Genomic DNA, 17,176 nt, shown 5'->3' with positions numbered 1-17,176 from the left:
TGTTTCGTTAATTGATGCTGTTTAATGCTTATTCTTGCAAAGAATGAAAATTTTATCTGTAAAGAATGCGCCCATATTTATAGCCGGAGTTGTGGGCTTTGGCGTATTGCTTTTTTTATCGGTTTATTTTTTGTGGGAGCGGGTACTGTTTTTAGATTTTTCTTTCTACATGTTTGAAATGATTCGAAATGCAGCTTTTTACCATCCCGGCAATCGTTTTGTAGCATTGGTAAACCAAGCGCCTGCATTGCTGGCAGTAAAAGCCCAATTACCGCTTACACAAGTGTTGCAAATTCACTCCGTTTCGTTTCCGATGTTTCATTTTGTAGTATTTATATTGCTTTTGTTGTTAAAAGAGCAGGCGTTGGCTTTGGCATTATTGCTCTTTAATATTTTGCTGGCTTCAGATGCATTTTATTGGTGCGAATCCGAGTTTCCGCAGGGAGTGGGTTTAATTTTTTTGTTCTTGGCGCTCATAAAAAAAGATTCAGCATCTATTTCGCAAAAAGTAGTATGGATATTGTTGGCAGTACTGTTGATGGTTACTGCAATTTGGGCGCATCCACTCGTGTTTTTGCCATTTGGTTTTATGCTGTTGTATTTTTTTGTGCAGAAGGAAATACCAATGTATCAAACACTGGCGTGGGGCGTAATACTTGCGTTGGCAGTTGTGTTTAGGTTTATTCAAGCGAGTATGAATTGGTACGAAGCCGGAAAAATAGGCAGCGGCATGGATGGTTTGCGATTGCTGCCGCAGTTTTTTTCGCTTCCGATTGTGCTTAAATCGCTGCCGTGGTTTGTAAAGGACTATTGGATTTTTTCTTTCTTGGGCATTGCAACCGCCATAGTGTTGGTGGTAAAAAAGCAATGGTTGAAAGTGGCGCTGTGCCTATGTTATGTAGCCGGGTACTATGTGTTGGTTTGTATTTCCAATCCATTTTCCGATAAGTTTTACGTGGAAAATTTATGGGTACCAATGAGCATTGGCGTGGCACTTCCTTTTGCATATGAATTGTTTCCACTCTTGGGCAATAATGTGGTGCGTACGATTGTATTGCTGTTGATTGTTTCGCTTCGCAGCATTACTATTTTTAATGCACACCACCATTTTACGGAGCGCAAAATATGGTGGAGTCATGCCGTAGAAGCTGCACGGCAAGCGGGCGGGCAAAAGTTTATTATATCAGCCTACAATGCGCCCATGGAAGTTATTCACCATACATTTTCTACTGCTTACGAGAGTATGCTGTACACCGCTGCTGCTGCTCCTTCGCAGGTTGTTTGTATTGGTATAGACTATAATCCAAAGGCAAAAGAACATTTGCTGCAAGAACAAAATCGTATTGTAACGGAATATGGAACTATTGAATATACGGCTATAAACCCAGTGTATTTTAAGTTTAAAGATGGTCCAACCCGGTTTTTGGAGTTGCACTGATTATTTGATATTTGTATTGCTCAATTTCATAGAAAGAAGATATGCTTTATCCTTCGAAATATATTGCCGATGCAGTGGCAGAATTTAAACGATTGCCCGGCATTGGCGAAAAAACAGCTCTGCGTTTAGTACTTCATTTATTAAAGCAAGATGCCGAAAAGGTAGAGCAATTCAGCAGCGCCATAAGCACTATGCGCCATGCTACAAAATTTTGCAAAACATGCCATAATGTAAGCGATAGCGAGTATTGTGCCATTTGCTCCAGTGCCATGCGCGACCAATCTACGGTGTGTGTTGTAGAAACTATTCGCGAAGTAATTGCTATAGAAAATACAGGCGTTTACAGAGGTTGCTATCATGTTTTGGGCGGGTTAATTTCTCCCATAGATGGCGTAGGCCCCGAAGCACTACACATAGAATCGCTGGTACGCAGGGTAGAAAGCAATTCGGTGAATGAAATTATTATGGCACTCAGCCCCACGATGGATGGCGATACCACTATTTTTTATGTATCTAAAAAGTTGCAGCCGTTTAGCGTGAAAATAACTTCTATTGCACGGGGAGTATCGTTTGGAGGCGAATTAGAATATACCGATGAGCTAACATTGGCGCGCTCCATTGCCACCAGAACACCTTACGAAAGCTATTTAATAAAAAGCTAAAGGCACTTTTGGCTTCATTGCTATCTTTGCAACGTGAAGCATCTGTTTAATGTTGGCGATCAAAAGACTTACACGCACTGTGTAAAGCCCGAAGATTTTGCAGCGTTTAATGGGGAAGTGGTACACTCGGTGTATTCAACTTTTTCTATTACGCGCGATGCAGAATGGTGTGGTCGTTTATTTGTGTTGGAAATGAAGGAAGCGCACGAAGAGGGTATAGGTACATTTGTACACATAGAGCACATTGCACCTGCTTTTGAAGGCGAAGAAGTACTTTTTACCGCTACCTTAGAAGCATTAAAGGGCAATGAAATTATTTGTGCCATAAAGGTGTGTGTAGGCAGCCGTTTGGTGGCAAAGGGCAGCACCGGACAAAAAGTGATTTCTAAAGAAAAATTGAATAGATATTTTGAATTGATGAAACTCGGTGTATGAAAAAAAGTGACATAAAAATATTGAACCGCGATGCACGTTTTAGCTTTGAATTATTAGATGAATTTGATGCGGGCATTATGCTTACAGGCACCGAAACCAAGAGTTTAAGAAATGGCGGAGGAAGTTTTAATGATGCCTATTGCATGATGAAAAGTGGCGAACTTTGGCTTAAAAATTTACACATTCCCGAATACTCGCACGGCAACTTGAATAACCATGAACCTACCCGATTGCGCAAGTTACTGCTCACACACAGAGAACTAAAAAAGATAGATGCCAAGATAAGAGAGAAAGGACTTACCGTAGTGCCGGTAGAATTATTTATGAGCGAGCGGGGTTTCTTTAAGGTAAGAGTGGCACTAGGAAGAGGAAAGAAATCTTTTGATAAGCGTAATACAATTAAAGACAGGGATGCTAAACGCACTTTAGATCGCATAAAGAAGCAACTACGATAAAAAACAAAAGCCACAAGAGTTTACTTGTGGCTTCTGTTTTTTTGAGATGTAGGCTTTTAACTTGCTAAAAGCGATTTAATAATTTCGGCAACTAGTTTGTTGTCTGCTTTTCCGGCAAAAGCTTTGGAAGCTGCACCCATTACTTTTCCCATTTCTTTTTGCGAGGTAGCTCCGGTTTCGGCAATAATTTTTTGCACGCCTGCGCGCACTTCTTCTTCACTCATCATTGCCGGAAGATATTTTTCTATAACTGCTACTTCTTCTTTTTCTTTTTGAGCAAGGTCTGCGCGGTTTTCTTTTTCAAAAATTTCGATACTTTCTTTACGCTGCTTTACTAACTTTTGCAGTAAGCCCAGTTCTTTATCGGCAGCTAAAACGCCACCTGCTCCTTTCTCTGTTTTTGCTACAATAATGGCTGCTTTTATGGCGCGCAAACTGCGCACGGCTGCTTCGTCTTTGGCAAGCATGGCAGCTTTTAAATCGTTGTTTATTGTTTCTTCTAACATCATAATGCTATCTTAAAATTTATACGAAAATCCAATGCCTAGTACCTCTGCGATTTGCACACCTCTACGAGTTTTTGGAACCGATGTGCCATCGGGTTTGGTAACATTATCTTGAAATCCATCTTTGTTATCATCTACCGGTACCAATTCTCTCCAGCGGTATTTTATTCTCCAAAAAAGTGTGGCACTAATGAACTTGTTTACTTTAAAGATTACATCGTTTTGCCAATCTACATCTACTTGTTGGCGTGCTTCTTTTCTTAGGGCTGCATTATCTATAATTCTTTCTTTATACAAACTTACGCCACTGTCTTCTTTAATAGTGTTGGGGTAGGTGTAATCGTAATACACCTCTAATTGAGTTTTGTAGTTGATGTTTTTTACAATGTCTTTTTGGAAGTTAGCTTTTAAGTAAGCTCCGGCACTTACTAAAACTGATTGACCTTTTTCTAAACCAAAAGTGGTTTCATCTACTCTTTGTATGCGGTCTTCAACAGGCACATTGCTTATTCTGGTTTCGCTTCTATCTACAAAGGTGAAATCTGCTGTAACCGGAGAAAAGAATAAGGTGAAATAATCTACCGGTTTGTAGGTAATACCGGGACCAATTTTCATGAACGCAGGTGCGCAAAATTTAGAGGTCATTGTTTTGCTGTATTCTTTTCCGGCAGAATCTAACTTATAGGTGTAGCCGCTGCCAAACTGTGTTTTAAAGTTTAGCAATAAACTTATATCCAAACCTTTGGCCACGTTATAGCCAGCAAGGGAGTTTATTTGTAAGAGGTCATCACTCTTTTTAAATGGATATTTTCTATCGGGTACGCTTTTGTAGCGGCCTAAAGCTACTATACCGTATTTGGCATCTAAGTTATTGTTCCAACTCCATTTTCCTTTTTTGTAGTTGGCATAAGCAAAAGCATTAAAGTTGATGCTTAGGGCAAACTGGTTGCCAGGAACCCACTGATAGTAAGCGGCTTGCGAACCGCTTAAACCGATGTAGCCTGCAAAGCGCCAAGAGCTATCTTTGCTAATAAGTATTTTGTTTCCCTTTTCATCTAAAATGTAAGGTGCTTTTGTTCGGCTTATGGCTGCTAACGATATACATACAGCTAAGAGCGTAAGGAGTTTTTTCATGCAATAATTATTTAGTATGGCTGCAAATTTCGCATTAACGGTCGGTTTTTAAAAATGAATGCTTCACATTTTGTGTACAATTTGTCTATCATTCTAAAATTGCCCAATTCTTACCTGTGGCAGCAACTTGTAAATAAGCAGTTGTATGTTTAGATAATGATAGGTTTTAGATTCAAAAAGGAGCATCCAACAGGTGGTACAAAGTTTAGTAAACTGCTGGATACTTTTGCACAACTCATTACTTATACATCGGGCAATGTGCAGGAAGCTGCCGATTGGTTGGGCGATATAAATAACGAGCAGCAACTAACACAAGGTAGTTACTGTGCCACTCAATTTGTGGAGGACTTAACTGCCGCAGGCTATCTACAAAAGGATAACTTGGGCGGAAACAAACACAGCGTTACTGCAAAACTGGAGCAATACATCAGGCAGCAGGCTCTGGAGCTTATTTTTGGCACATTAAGGCGAAGCAGGGAAGGCAATCATTATGTTTTTTCGGGCGGCAATGGCGATGAAGCTATGAGTGAATTGCGCCCGTTTTTTTATGGCGATGCCTTAGAGCAAATTTCTATGCTCGATACATTCCGCAATGCGCAGAAACATGGAGGCATAGATAATTTTAAGCTGAATGAGTGCGATATAGAAGTTGTAGAGAAAAACTACAAAACACAAACCTCTGTGGTGTTGATGATAGATATTTCGCACAGCATGATTTTATATGGCGAAGACCGTATAACACCTGCCAAGCATGTGGCTATGGCTATGGCGGAATTGTTGAAAAGGAAATATCCGAAAGACACCTTAGATATACTTGTGTTTGGAGATGATGCTCAGCAAATTGAATTGAAAGATTTGCTGAGCCTGCAAGCCGGAGCGTACCATACCAACACGGTGGCAGGATTGGAGCTTGCAATAGATTTATTGCAAAGGCGCAAGAATACCAATAAGCAAATTTTTATGATTACAGACGGCAAACCAAGTTGCATTAAGGAAAATGGACAGTATTACAGGAATAGTTTTGGATTAGATAAGAAAATTGTAAGCCGTTGTTTGTTGCTTGCCGCCCGCGCACAGAAGCTAAAAATTCCTATTACAACATTTATGCTTGCCGATGACGAGGCCTTGCGCAATTTTGTAGAAGAGTTTACTAAAGTAAATAGAGGTAAGGCATTCTATACTTCGGTACAAGGTTTGGGCACTTATCTGTTTGAGGATTTTGAACAAGGAAAAAAATGTAAAGTACTCTAAAGTAAGCTATTCCCATACTTTCAGCCCTTCGCTGCAGTTGGTACAAATATCTATTTCTTTTCTGCCTTGCAGCAGGCGACTGCGGAAAGATGTGTAGCTTTTATTGTTCCAAATAGTGGAAAACGAATCGGTAAAAACGTTGCCCATTTCGTACTTGGCATCTTTATCGAAGCAGCAAGGCACTACCTTCCCATCCCAAGTAATTTCGGCACTGTGCCATAATTTCCAACAGCGGTTTTCCAGCTTGTTTTTAATAAGGTATTTGCCGGATTCTGTTTTCTTATAGCGGGCATATTGTTCATTTTTGGGAATAAGCGGGTTACCGTTCTCGTAATCGTAAATTTGTGCTGTTTTAAATTTTACTTCATCTACGCCCAGTTCTTTTCCCAGTTGTTTTACATCTTCTATTTGGTGCTCGTTGTGGCGCACTACCAAAAATTGAATAATGATGTGTGGTGTATTGGATTTTAGTTCTCTTTTTGCTTCAACCAAATTTTTTGTTCCTTGAATAACTTTATTCAAATCGCCTGCTATTCTATATTTTTCGTACACTTCTTGTGTGGTGCCGTCTATGGAAATAATAATTCTGTTTAAGCCGCTTTGTACGGTTTCCAACGCTTTTCTTTTGGTTAAAAAATGGGCATTGGTAGATGTTACGGTATATAGATTCCGCTGGGTGGCATACTGTACCAATTCTAAAAATTTGGGGTGCATAAACGGCTCGCCTTGAAAGTAGAAATAGCAGTAAACTGTGGTGCTGTTTATTTCATCCAATAGTTTTTTATAGTTGGTAGCTTCTATGTTTCCGGTGGGGCGCGTAAAGGCTTTTAATCCGCTTGGGCATTCGGGGCAACCTAGATTGCAGTTGGTGGTTGGTTCAATAGAAATGGTAATGGGTTTTCCCCACAAAATGGGTTTGCGTGTTAAATGGCTGATGTAATACGATGCAAAAATGCCGAAGGCATTCAGCACTTTTTTTACAGATAATTTCGATAAGAAGTTTACTACATCTTGTGTATATAACATGAATAATTGCTGTGCCAATATTCCGAAAACATAATGAATTTATTTGGTTAAGTGTTGATACACTTCGGCATACAACTGTACTCCGCGTTCGAGCGAATAAAACTGAAATGCTTGTTGGCGGATGTGTAGATTGGTTTGTGTGGTTTTTTGGAGTAGTTCTTTTATGGCTGTTTGGTATGCTTTGGTAGTAAAATCTTTTACCACTACTCCGCAATTGGCTTGTTCAACTATGGTATCTACATCACCCACTCCGCTGTTGCAAATATGCCAAAGGTTCATACCCATAAGTTCGCCTTGTTTGGTGGGCGAGGATGCCTGTTTTGAAAACACAGGTTTAATAAAGAAAATGCCGGCATTGGAGAGCGAAAGGTGTAAGGGCACTAAATGATGAGGTGAAGCAACAATGCGCAAATCGCTTTCGGCAATATTCTTTGCCTTTGCTTTTTCTATAATAAAACTTGGAGGCTCATTAGTAATGAAAAGAAATTTTGCATCGGTTCTTTCTTCCTTTAAAATTTTAAAGCAATCGAGCATTTCATCGGGCATATACCAAGTGCCAATGCTGCCGAGGTAGCTGAGCACAAAATCGTTTTCGGTAAGGTGAAGCGATTGACGCAATGCTTGCTGCGCATCGGTGTTTACATTACTACCGTTAAAAACCTGCAAATCGGCACAGCATGGAATTACTTGAATGGGAATAGGTTGCTGAGCTATAGTTTTCCATGAATGAATAATGTTTTTTCCTGCATGGGTAAGGCTTATCACATAATCGGCAGTATTGAAAAACTGCAATTCTTTCTTTTTAAAATACTTGTAAATGGTGTTGTATAAAGGATTACTTAAGTTCCATATTTTGCCATCTACTCGTTCATCGGCATAAAAGCCGCGCATGTCGAATACAAACTTTATGCGGTGTTTTTGTTTTAGCTCTAGCCCAACTAAAGCGGTAATGTAGCTACGGCAATGTACTATTTCAAATGGATCTTGCTTTAAAATGCGGAGTACAGTTTTTTTCAACTGCCATATATCGTATAGGGTAGAAAATACCGGAGGTTGCTTGGTATAAGTAAGCGGAATCCATCGTATGCTGCTCTTTTGGCAACGTGTTTCTATAAGAGATTTGCCTTTCAGGAAGCGCTCTGGTTTTTCAAAACTAACGAGTGTAAATCGGTAATTGAGTTTGCTTAGTCCTTCTAAGTACGCTAATACTTGGCTTTGGCCGAGTGGGTCGGTAATGCCATCGTACGATAGGTATAGAATATGGCGTTTATTTTGTTGCATTATCTTTCATCCATTTATGCAATAGTGCTAAGGCAAAGAGGCGATTATATAAATAGATTTCGCCTGCCATAAAACGTTTTTTTAGGTTGTGTACATACGTGTTTTGCACAAGTTGAAGGGTTGTTACATTTTCTTCGCTCAGCCAGTCGGTAAGTATGTATTGCAGTTCACCTTTCATCCATTTTGCAAGTGGAATGGCAAAGCCCCATTTGGGTCGGTCGAAAATTTGGCGTGGTACATATTCGTATAAAACTTCTTTAAGTAGGTGTTTGGCAACGCCTTGTTGTGTCTTTAAGTTTTCGTGTACGTTTAAGGCAAATTCTACCACCCTGTAATCTAAAAATGGTGTGCGTGCTTCGAGCGAAAACTGCATGGTTGCTCTATCTACTTTCACTAATAAATCGTCTTTTAAATAATAGCGAATGTCGAAGAGCGATTGTGCTTCAACTGCCGATAGCAGGCGCTTGGTGGGCACATCTTCTTGCAGCAGTAATTGTTGTGTTACCGATGGCAGCAGCATTTGGTTCAACTCTTCTTGACTAAAGAAATATTGCTCTTGCGAAAAGATATGACTTTTTAAATGTTGTTCATTGGGATAGTTCACCACTTTTGCTCCGCGCTTGTGCGTGTGGTTGCTCCACGAAAGCGCTGTAGCCAATGGTTTGCGGAGTAGTTTTACCAATGGGTGTTGCAGGCGTTTTGCCCAAGTGTAAGCACCATATCCGTGAAATAACTCATCGCCTCCATCTCCGGTTAAAACCATGGTAACATGTTGCCTGGCAAGCTTGCTTACAAGCATGGTGGGCAATGCAGAAGAGTCGGCATAAGGTTCATCGTAGGCGGTAAAAATTTTATCGGTTAGTTCGAGTGCATCTTTTTCGCTCACAATAAATTCGGTATGCAAAGTGCCAAGATGTCGTGCAACTTGTTGGGCATATTGCGATTCGTTGTGCGATGCTTCTTTAAAGCCAATAGAAAAAGTTTTTACCGGTGTGCTGCTGTTTTGCTGAGCTAGTGCCGTTACTAAGCTGGAATCTATACCTCCGCTCAAAAAAGTGCCAAAAGGTACATCGCTTATCATACGGTATTTTACTGACGATAGCAGGAGCTCGTTTAGTTGTGTTTTGGCTTGCGTGAAATCTGCAATGGTGCTTTCTGTAATTTGTTCTTCGGGTTTCCAGTAAGCATAAATATTGAAGGTTTCATTTTTTACAACGGCATAGCTGCCGGCCGGCAGTTTAAAAATATTGGTGTAAATGCTGTGTGGTTCAGGTATGTAGCCGAGGTGCAAAAAATTGTAGATGGCTGCTTGGTGAATGGTCGTGTGCTTTTTTACAAAACTAGAGGGCAGCAATCCTTTTATTTCGGAGGCAAATACCAATGTTTTTTCGCAATAGAAATAGTTCAAAGGTTTTATGCCAAGCCTATCGCGGAAAAGGTAAAGTGTATGTTCTTGAATGTCGTAAATAGCAATGGCAAACATGCCGTTGAAGCGTTGCACAGCTTGTACTCCTTCGCGGGCAAATGCTTCTAAAACTACTTCGCTATCGGAGTTGGTTTTACATTGCAATTGCAGTTGTTGTTTAATATCGAGGTAGTTAAAAACTTCACCGTTAAAAACCATAGCATACCTGCCGCAATGCGAAAACATGGGTTGGTTGGCGGCAGTGCTTAAATCTATAATGCTGAGCCTGCGATGTCCTAAGCCCACTGTTTGGATTTCGTTTACATAAAATCCTGCTGCATCGGGGCCGCGATGTGGCATGGCATTGGTCATAGCGTGCAATTCTTGCTCGCTTATGTTTTTATTTACCGAAAAGAAACCTGCAATTCCGCACATGGTTAAGTTGTATTCAAAAGTTCTATTGGTGTTGTATGTATTCAGTTTCCAAAATCCTTACAAGCGCTTGTTTTAAGAGGTTAATTCTAAAAATTTTCAGCAATATGCTTTGGGTGAAATTGTATAGTGTTCAAAGGTTGTAATGGTTGCGCTATAGTGGAATGCTAGATTGCCGATATTATTTCAGCAAGTTTTTTTACTTGAATTTTTCGTGAATAATTATCGGTGTTTATAGAGTTGCATTCAATGTTTCGGGTTGCTGTGAACTCTGCCAGTAAGTCTTTTAAAACGGTTTCTAAATGGTCTTCATCTTTTACTGCAATGCCGGCTTGTGTTTCGCGCAGCAAATCGGCTTGTAAAGTTTTGCTGAGCGATTCGTTTTCTTGAACGGGATAAAATTTTTCTTTTAATGCAAGGGCGTTTTTATCGTTTTCGTAGCATAGAATAATTCTTCTTTTTATTCCCAGATAGTCGTAAATTTTAGTGCCCATAAAACTGTAATAATTAAACAGTAGCATTACGTGATTGCCGGTTAATTCTTGCAGCAATTCTTTATTGGAAAGTTTAGGCGAAAATGTGATGGCAGCCTGTGTCTTTGGCGGAAAAGAGGCTAAGAATGTTTGAATTTCAGCAGTGAGATTGGTTCCGTAAAACCGGAGTGCCATAGTTTCTGACGATGCTTCTACAACTTTTGAAAATCGGGTAATGAAACTTTGCCACGGATGCCACTTGTAAATGGTACCCACAAATGCAATGCTGAGTTGCTCTTTATTAGGAAGCCGCTGTGCTAACTCGTTCATAACATCGGGATCGTAGCCATTGGTGATGATATGAAACTGCTGCGTTGGTGCATTTTTTTGTATCTGCAATTGTAGAAATGGCGATACGGTAACAATGTGCTGGGTAGTTGCAAGAAGTCTCTTCTCTATCCGGTTATTCCATTGGTATAAAAGCGTATTGCGGCTTCTGTTTTCATCTTGCGACCAAGTATCTCTGTAATCGGCAATCCACGGGGTATTAAATTCTGCACTTAGTTTTTGTGCAAAGTAAAAAAGTACAAACGGTTCTCCGGTGGCAATAATGGCATCTACTTTATGTTGTTGCAGGTAATTTCTTGCAGCCGTATAGAGTGTTTTTTTGGGTCCGGAAATGGTGATAAACTGGCGAATTTCATCGAATGCAGTAAGTGCTTTTCGAATAAATTTGAACTTGTCGCTACCATATTGTAGCAAAAGGCGATTGCTTAAAGAGGGTTTAAATGGGGCGCGAATAATAGTGCCATACATATTGTTTTCTTCAATGGTGTGGCTGCTTTCGCTTGGTGAAATATAATCGAGCGCATTGCCGTGTTTGTTGCTCCATTGGCGAGTAACCACAATAGGTTCTATACCAAATTCACGAAGGTATTTGTACCATGCGTGCGGTCGTAAGCCACCCACCGAAACATAAGGAGGAAAATCGTAGGCAAGGATAAGGAGCTTCTTCATGCAGGGCTGCGAAAATAGCAGTTTTCGATAGAATACATTTTACTTGTACACAATTTGTTTACCCAAGTTCAAGAATGAGTAATTACACAAACATGACTAAAATCATTGCTTAAAACATTTCAATAATGTTACATTTGGCTGTACTTAATTTTTTTTATGCGAAAAGTATTAAACGATGATAAGCTGAATGAGGAGTTTGTAAAGAACGGCTATGTTCGAGTGCCGTTTATTTCACCCGAAGAAGTTGCAGAGCTTAAGCAGAAATTTTTCGATACACTTCCCAATAGTGGCGGGCAAATTACTACCGAAGAAACAGGAGTAAAAGACAGCCGATTGGTAACATACGATTTTACTTTTATTGATAAAAATCCGGAATACAAGCAGGAGGTATTTAAAATTATTACAGAATACTTTAAACCACACATGAATCGCTTATTGGCAGATTATCGCCCTATAATTGCCAACTATATTCGTAAGCAATCCACCACCGGAGAAGTGCCACTACACGAAAACTGGGCGTTTGCCGATGAAAGAAAATGCTTTACGGTTTCTATTTGGTGTCCGTTGGTAGATTCTACCGTAGCAAATGGAACCTTGCAAGTAGTACCCGGCAGCCATAAACGTTTTGGCGAAATTCGCGGCCCAATGATTCCGTGGGAGTTAGATAATATTAAGAATGAAATTATTGAAAAGCACTTGGTGCCGCTCGAAACAAAAGCTGGCGATTGTGTAATCTTGGATGATAGCATTGTACACTATTCTGCTATAAACAAAACTGGCGATTTGCGCCTTGCCATTCAATTGATATGTATTCCGGCCGAAATGCCCTCTATTCATTACCACATGAATCCGGCAAAAAGTATGGAAGAAGTAGAAGTGCTGGAAGTGGACGTAGATTTTTATATGCAGTTTAACCCGTGGAAAAACCCCGGAAACGTAAAACGTGTAAAAACTATTCCATACAAACACCAGTTTATTACCGAAGCAGAGTTTATACAAAGAATGAACGCTCCGCGCTTCGATGAAGTAAAAGAAAAGAAAGGTCTTTTAGATAAGTTGAAAGAGGTGTTTGCATAGCTTGAAGATTGCGCAACGCCTGCATCGTTGCTTATACTGAAAACAAAAAACAATGCTTTTTAAGGATTCAACTTTACAACAGCAGTTTAACCTCAATGGTTATGTAGTAGTGCCGTTTTTGAACGAAGAGCAAGTTCATGACTTGCGCTCTTTTTTCTTTGAGAAACATCCGCAACTTCCCGATGGGTTTTACAGCAGCAGTTTTAATACAAACGAGGCTCACAAAAAGAGTGTAAACGAGAAAATAGAAAGTGTGTTGGGCAGTAAAGTAGAAGCGCACTTCAACGCCATTAAAAAATTAGGCAGTTGCTTTTTAAACAAGCAGCCCGGGGCACAAAGCGAAATGCCCATTCACCAAGACTGGACCGTAGTAGAAGAGCCAACTTTTGATAGTGTAACTATTTGGATTCCGCTACAAGATGTAGATGAAAACAATGGTGCCATACAGGTAATTGATGGCAGCCATCGCTTCTCGAAAGCACTGCGTTCGCCAACTTTAGAAGATCCGTTTAAAAACGTGCAAGCCGAAATGCGGCAAGATTTAAAACTGCTGCGCATGAAAGCCGGAGAAGCCTTTATTTTTTCGCAGGCATTGCTGCACGCTTCACCCGCCAATATGAGCAGCGAATCGCGCATTGCTGTTACTTATGGATTGATAGACAAAGACGCACAGCTCATGTTTTATCACAAAAACGAAGCTGGCAAACTGGAGCAATATTTTGTAAGCGAAGATTTTTTTCAGCAGTACAATACACAAATTGGAAAACGCCCCACCATGGGCGAATTAAAGCAAACGAGCGACTACACACAGCATTTCGTAACGGCAGAAGAATACCGCAGCGCCAAGCAGCATTTCAAACAACATAAAGCAGAAAGCATGTATAAGATGATTCCAATTTTTAAGAGCGAAGCACAGCAAGAGTTTTTTGAGCGCGAAGGCTATGCCACTTTTCCATTGCTGAATGAAGAGGAAGTGGCTACGCTCAAAAATTTTTATGAATCGTTGCCAATTAAAGATGAAAAAGGTTTTGGCTTTCATGTAAGCATGGATAATAGCGATAAAGAAATGTGCCGTGCCATACGCGAAAAAATATGGGGCATTGCCGTGCCGCGCTTAGCTGAGCATCTAAAAGATTTTAAGCCTTTTGTTGCCAGTTATGTAGTAAAAGAAATAAATCCTAAAGGAGTAGTTCCGGCTCACCAAGATTGGAGTTTTGTAGATAAAGAAGAAGAAGGTTATTCTTCCATTACCTGTTGGATCGCATTGGTAGATACCGATATAGACAATGGCGGCATGGGCGTTATTCGCGGAAGCCATAAATTAATGCAAAATCATAGACCATCGCCATCGCCACAATGCCCGGTGCCGTTGGCAGAGCACATGTTTAGCATTTTTCCGTATTTAAAAACAATAAATGTAAAAGCCGGAGAAGTATTGATGTTTGATAACCGCACTTTCCACGCATCGCCACCGAATACTTCCAATGGCGTGCGGCTTGCGGCCGGAGTGGGTGTTACACAAGCAGGAGCCAATTTGGTACACTATTACATGAAACCCGATGGCAAGCTAAATACCATGCTGCGCTATAATGTGAATGAAGATTTCTTTCTGAAATACGAAAACGCTACCCTCTCTAAAATGTACGATGCCGGAAAAGTAATTGAAGGCTATGGCGAACCGGTAGAAGTGCCTTACGAGTTTACCAAATATACTACCGATGAAATGATTGAAGTAGTAAAAGCGGCAGGCAATGAATACAATATTCCAATGACAGAAAAGTTGGCCAAGCTTTTTGGATACAGCGGTAGCAGCAACACAGAGGAAAAAACGGTGCAAGAAGAACCTCCGGTAGTGCATACACCACAAGTGCAAGTACACGAACCTACCACAACTAATGAGTGGGTAGATAACAGAACCTTTTTTGAAAAATACACACCGCTCAATATTGCCCGCGAAATAAAAAAGCGGCTGGTTGGGGCTTAATACACCATTTAGGTTGAAAAACGCATACGTAGTACGCAGCAAGAGTGTGTGTACTCTATTGTAAGCATACAATATACGTGTGCATAAATGGCATCTGCTGAAACGTAAGCTGCATCTGCATTTCAGAAAAAGTTTCGTTTTTTTTCAACAAATGGCTATATACTGTTATATTCACGCTCCAATTTTTATTTAAATGAATCTGAAGACAACACTTTCGACTTTTGGTGCACTTGCCTTTTCGTGCAACATTTTTTCGCAAGCCAATGTGTTTTTTAATAATGGCGCAACAGTTGGCATTACTGATAATGTAGATGTTTATGTGGGTTTCGACCTCGAAAACAGTGGCACTTCCGGATTGCTATCCAATGCGGGCAGGCTTACCGTAAAAGGCGATTTGGTAAATGGCGCAGAACTCACCGGAGGTAGTTTTGTAAACCAACCGGCAGGAAAAGATACCGGAGTTTTTAATCTCTATGGTAATTGGGAAAACAATAAACTCTTCACTGCCGATGAAAGCACTGTGAAGTTACTGGGAAACACGCAGTTTGTAAAAGGTACTGTAATTACATCGTTTTACAATTTAGAAGCACAGGAAACCGCAGGCTCAGTAAAAAATTTAGATACGGTAGATGCTAACGTTACCAATCTATTTACCCTTAAAAATGGAGTAGAGTTTGCTACCGGAGAGCAAAAATTGAATATTACTTCTGCCAATGCCAGCGCCATTGCATACGATGCTAATTCATTTGTAAGTAGCACAGGCGCAGGACGCTTAACCAGAGCTACTTTGAGTACAAGCGATTACTATTTTCCGTTAGGTTCAAGCACCTCCGGTGTAGCTACCGTGCGCCCATTGGTTTTAAAACCCACCAATAGCACTCAAGCAGTATATGATGCTCGTTTTGTGCATAATGATCCAACCAACGATGGTTTTGATGTTGCCGTAAAAGCAGCCAATGTAGATGTGGTAAATAACCAATTCTATCATTTAGTAAAGCAATCTTTAGGCAATGCACTTAATGCAGATTTAAGCATATTGTATAAGCAATCGGTAGATGGTTCATTTAATAGCATTGGCCGTTGGAAAGGTTTGCCACAATGGGAAGATTTAATTGCCGATGGAACCGGACAAACAGCGCCTTTTGATTTTGTAACTAAAACAGGATGGGCAAGTTCCGATAATGAAGTTCATGCTTTAATTACTAAAAAGAATATTAAAGAATACGAATTCCCTTCGGTATTTACACCTAACGGAGATAACAAAAACGATCGTTTTGGTGTGGTAGATAAAAGTGTAGCAACGGTGGAAAGCATGAAAATATACAACCGTTGGGGCGAGTTGGTTTTTGATAAAGAGAAAGAAAATTCTGATACTTGGGATGGCACTTTCTCTGGAAAACTCCAACCAACAGGTACATATATGTTGTATGCCAAAATTAAATTACTGAATGGCGAAATTAAGAATGAAGTTCGCCCTTTCACCGTACTTTACTAAAGCATAATTTACTTTTTAAGAATGCTCCTCAAACATTAAATTTGAGGAGCATTCTTTTTTAACGGTGGGTTACATGACTAGAATACTGGCTGTTTGTGGTGTGCTTTTATGGAGTAGTATGCTTGTGGCACAAGACATACACTACACGCAGTTTTTCAATTCTCCACTCACTTTAAATCCTGCACTTACGGGTTTTACCAGAGGCGGTTATCGTGTGGGAGCTGCATACCGCAATCAGTGGTTTGGTGCCGGAAATACTTCTTTTTTACACTCTACGTATTCAACACCATCTGTTTTTTTCGATATGCCGATAGAGGTAAACAACGATGCCGTGGGCATTGGCGGTTTATTTATTAGCGACCAAGCCGGAGGTAAGGCTTTAAGCAGTTTTACCGGTTGTGGTTCGTTTTCATATATTAAGGCACTGGGCAAGCGAAACCGTCATCAGTTAGCGCTTGGTGTTCAGTTGGGTTATACCAATAAGCGTTTAAATGCTTCTAATCTTACATTTTCTACCCAGTTTATTGGAGCTACATTCGAGCCCTCACTTAGCAATGGCGAAAGTTTTTCATCGTTTAGTGTGCATTTGTTTAACCTAAACTCGGGTGTGTTGTGGTTAGGAAAGTTTAATCAGCGAGTAAGTATGTATGCGGGAGGAAGTGTGTTTAATGTAGTTCAACCACAGGAGAATTTTTTGCAGCATTCCAAAAGCCCTTGGTTTTTGCGTTGGAATATTCATACCGGAGTAGATGTTACGCTTGGGCGCTTAATACATGTATTGCCGAGTGTAATGTATATGATGCAAACTAGCGCAAACGAACTGCTGCCGGGGCTTTCGGTAGCTTATGATGTAACTCCGGTGGCAACTGTTTCTTTAGGAAGTATGGTGCGTGTAAACGATTTTTTTAGTAGGGCTGCTCAGGCAGATGCGGTGGCATTATACGGCTCTTTCGATTACAAAGGCTTTAAGTTGGGCGTGAGTTACGACTTTACGGTTTCGAGCTTTAGGAAGGTAAAACCGGGCTTGGGCGCACTGGAAATTACGGCTATTTATATTGGCAAAAAGAAGAACAATAAGAGCATAATTTTTTGCCCCATGTTTTAG

15 protein-coding genes are annotated in these 17,176 nt (G+C 40.4%); 9 read left to right on the top strand and 6 right to left on the bottom strand.

Annotated elements, in window-relative coordinates; translation table 11 throughout:
• Positions 1 to 43: 43 nt before the first annotated feature.
• The 4 genes from KF872_06860 to smpB are packed head-to-tail and all read left to right on the top strand — an operon-like array spanning position 44 to position 2,990.
• Positions 44 to 1,438: a hypothetical protein gene (locus tag KF872_06860; GenBank protein ID MBX2903261.1), complete on the top strand. Its 1,395-nt coding sequence runs from the start codon at positions 44 to 46 to the stop codon at positions 1,436 to 1,438.
• Between the two features lie 41 nt (positions 1,439 to 1,479).
• Complete coding sequence (gene recR / locus KF872_06855) at positions 1,480 to 2,100, top strand: recombination mediator RecR (protein ID MBX2903260.1); 621 nt, start codon at positions 1,480 to 1,482, stop codon at positions 2,098 to 2,100.
• Positions 2,101 to 2,133: 33 nt separating this feature from the next.
• A complete protein-coding gene (locus tag KF872_06850; GenBank protein MBX2903259.1) occupies positions 2,134 to 2,535 on the top strand; it encodes a hypothetical protein in 402 nt (133 codons plus the stop codon).
• Positions 2,532 to 2,990, top strand: coding sequence for an SsrA-binding protein SmpB (gene smpB, locus KF872_06845; GenBank protein MBX2903258.1), 459 nt, complete (start codon positions 2,532 to 2,534; stop codon positions 2,988 to 2,990). Before KF872_06850 ends, smpB begins: the two co-directional genes overlap by 4 nt.
• A gap of 56 nt (positions 2,991 to 3,046) precedes the next feature.
• Here smpB and KF872_06840 read toward each other — a convergent pair whose 3' ends face one another.
• Both KF872_06840 and KF872_06835 read right to left on the bottom strand, forming a co-directional pair.
• Complete coding sequence (locus KF872_06840) at positions 3,047 to 3,499, bottom strand: GatB/YqeY domain-containing protein (GenBank protein MBX2903257.1); 453 nt, start codon at positions 3,497 to 3,499, stop codon at positions 3,047 to 3,049.
• Positions 3,500 to 3,508: 9 nt separating this feature from the next.
• Positions 3,509 to 4,630 carry a DUF3078 domain-containing protein gene (locus tag KF872_06835; protein MBX2903256.1) on the bottom strand — a complete coding sequence of 374 codons (1,122 nt, stop codon included), beginning with the start codon at positions 4,628 to 4,630 and terminating at the stop codon, positions 3,509 to 3,511.
• Between the two features lie 156 nt (positions 4,631 to 4,786).
• Between KF872_06835 and KF872_06830 the strand changes: the two genes are divergently transcribed.
• On the top strand, positions 4,787 to 5,881 hold the full coding sequence (locus tag KF872_06830) for a VWA domain-containing protein (GenBank protein MBX2903255.1): 1,095 nt from the start codon (positions 4,787 to 4,789) through the stop codon (positions 5,879 to 5,881).
• A gap of 6 nt (positions 5,882 to 5,887) precedes the next feature.
• Here the strand turns inward: KF872_06830 and KF872_06825 are convergent, their stop codons facing one another.
• From KF872_06825 to KF872_06810, 4 genes are all read right to left on the bottom strand, one after another.
• On the bottom strand, positions 5,888 to 6,907 hold the full coding sequence (locus KF872_06825) for an SPASM domain-containing protein (protein ID MBX2903254.1): 1,020 nt from the start codon (positions 6,905 to 6,907) through the stop codon (positions 5,888 to 5,890).
• Between the two features lie 39 nt (positions 6,908 to 6,946).
• The gene (locus KF872_06820) at positions 6,947 to 8,188 is read right to left on the bottom strand and encodes a glycosyltransferase (GenBank protein MBX2903253.1); all 1,242 of its coding nucleotides are present in this window, start codon (positions 8,186 to 8,188) and stop codon (positions 6,947 to 6,949) included.
• Positions 8,175 to 10,028, bottom strand: a complete 1,854-nt coding sequence (gene asnB, locus KF872_06815; GenBank protein ID MBX2903252.1) for an asparagine synthase (glutamine-hydrolyzing) — start codon at positions 10,026 to 10,028, stop codon at positions 8,175 to 8,177. The genes KF872_06820 and asnB overlap by 14 nt, the downstream gene beginning before the upstream one ends.
• 164 nt (positions 10,029 to 10,192) lie before the next feature.
• Entirely contained in the window at positions 10,193 to 11,515 is a 1,323-nt protein-coding gene (locus tag KF872_06810; protein MBX2903251.1) for a glycosyltransferase, read from the bottom strand.
• A 156-nt stretch (positions 11,516 to 11,671) separates the two neighbouring features.
• On the opposite strand from KF872_06810, the gene KF872_06805 reads away from it, so the two are divergent.
• The 4 genes from KF872_06805 to KF872_06790 all read left to right on the top strand — a co-directional run bounded on the left by KF872_06805 (position 11,672) and on the right by KF872_06790 (position 17,176).
• Positions 11,672 to 12,592, top strand: coding sequence for a phytanoyl-CoA dioxygenase family protein (locus tag KF872_06805; GenBank protein ID MBX2903250.1), 921 nt, complete (start codon positions 11,672 to 11,674; stop codon positions 12,590 to 12,592).
• A gap of 52 nt (positions 12,593 to 12,644) precedes the next feature.
• On the top strand, positions 12,645 to 14,576 hold the full coding sequence (locus KF872_06800) for a phytanoyl-CoA dioxygenase family protein (protein MBX2903249.1): 1,932 nt from the start codon (positions 12,645 to 12,647) through the stop codon (positions 14,574 to 14,576).
• 193 nt (positions 14,577 to 14,769) lie between these two features.
• On the top strand, positions 14,770 to 16,071 hold the full coding sequence (locus KF872_06795) for a gliding motility-associated C-terminal domain-containing protein (protein MBX2903248.1): 1,302 nt from the start codon (positions 14,770 to 14,772) through the stop codon (positions 16,069 to 16,071).
• A gap of 73 nt (positions 16,072 to 16,144) precedes the next feature.
• The gene (locus tag KF872_06790; protein ID MBX2903247.1) at positions 16,145 to 17,176 is read left to right on the top strand and encodes a PorP/SprF family type IX secretion system membrane protein; all 1,032 of its coding nucleotides are present in this window, start codon (positions 16,145 to 16,147) and stop codon (positions 17,174 to 17,176) included.

It is taken from the genome of Chitinophagales bacterium, from assembly GCA_019638515.1.
Classification (GTDB): domain Bacteria; phylum Bacteroidota; class Bacteroidia; order Chitinophagales; family LD1; genus UBA7692.
This window is presented reverse-complemented; position numbering and strand designations above follow the sequence as displayed.

Coding starts and splice junctions, on each gene's coding strand:
- asnB (MBX2903252.1), bottom strand. CDS start 10,028: ATGTGCGGAATTGCAGGTTTCTTTTCGGTAAATAAAAACATAAGCGAG.
- smpB (MBX2903258.1), top strand. CDS start 2,532: ATGAAAAAAAGTGACATAAAAATATTGAACCGCGATGCACGTTTTAGC.
- KF872_06840 (MBX2903257.1), bottom strand. CDS start 3,499: ATGATGTTAGAAGAAACAATAAACAACGATTTAAAAGCTGCCATGCTT.
- KF872_06825 (MBX2903254.1), bottom strand. CDS start 6,907: ATGTTATATACACAAGATGTAGTAAACTTCTTATCGAAATTATCTGTA.
- KF872_06805 (MBX2903250.1), top strand. CDS start 11,672: ATGCGAAAAGTATTAAACGATGATAAGCTGAATGAGGAGTTTGTAAAG.
- KF872_06820 (MBX2903253.1), bottom strand. CDS start 8,188: ATGCAACAAAATAAACGCCATATTCTATACCTATCGTACGATGGCATT.
- KF872_06830 (MBX2903255.1), top strand. CDS start 4,787: ATGATAGGTTTTAGATTCAAAAAGGAGCATCCAACAGGTGGTACAAAG.
- KF872_06810 (MBX2903251.1), bottom strand. CDS start 11,515: ATGAAGAAGCTCCTTATCCTTGCCTACGATTTTCCTCCTTATGTTTCG.
- KF872_06835 (MBX2903256.1), bottom strand. CDS start 4,630: ATGAAAAAACTCCTTACGCTCTTAGCTGTATGTATATCGTTAGCAGCC.
- KF872_06800 (MBX2903249.1), top strand. CDS start 12,645: ATGCTTTTTAAGGATTCAACTTTACAACAGCAGTTTAACCTCAATGGT.
- KF872_06860 (MBX2903261.1), top strand. CDS start 44: ATGAAAATTTTATCTGTAAAGAATGCGCCCATATTTATAGCCGGAGTT.
- KF872_06790 (MBX2903247.1), top strand. CDS start 16,145: ATGACTAGAATACTGGCTGTTTGTGGTGTGCTTTTATGGAGTAGTATG.
- recR (MBX2903260.1), top strand. CDS start 1,480: ATGCTTTATCCTTCGAAATATATTGCCGATGCAGTGGCAGAATTTAAA.
- KF872_06795 (MBX2903248.1), top strand. CDS start 14,770: ATGAATCTGAAGACAACACTTTCGACTTTTGGTGCACTTGCCTTTTCG.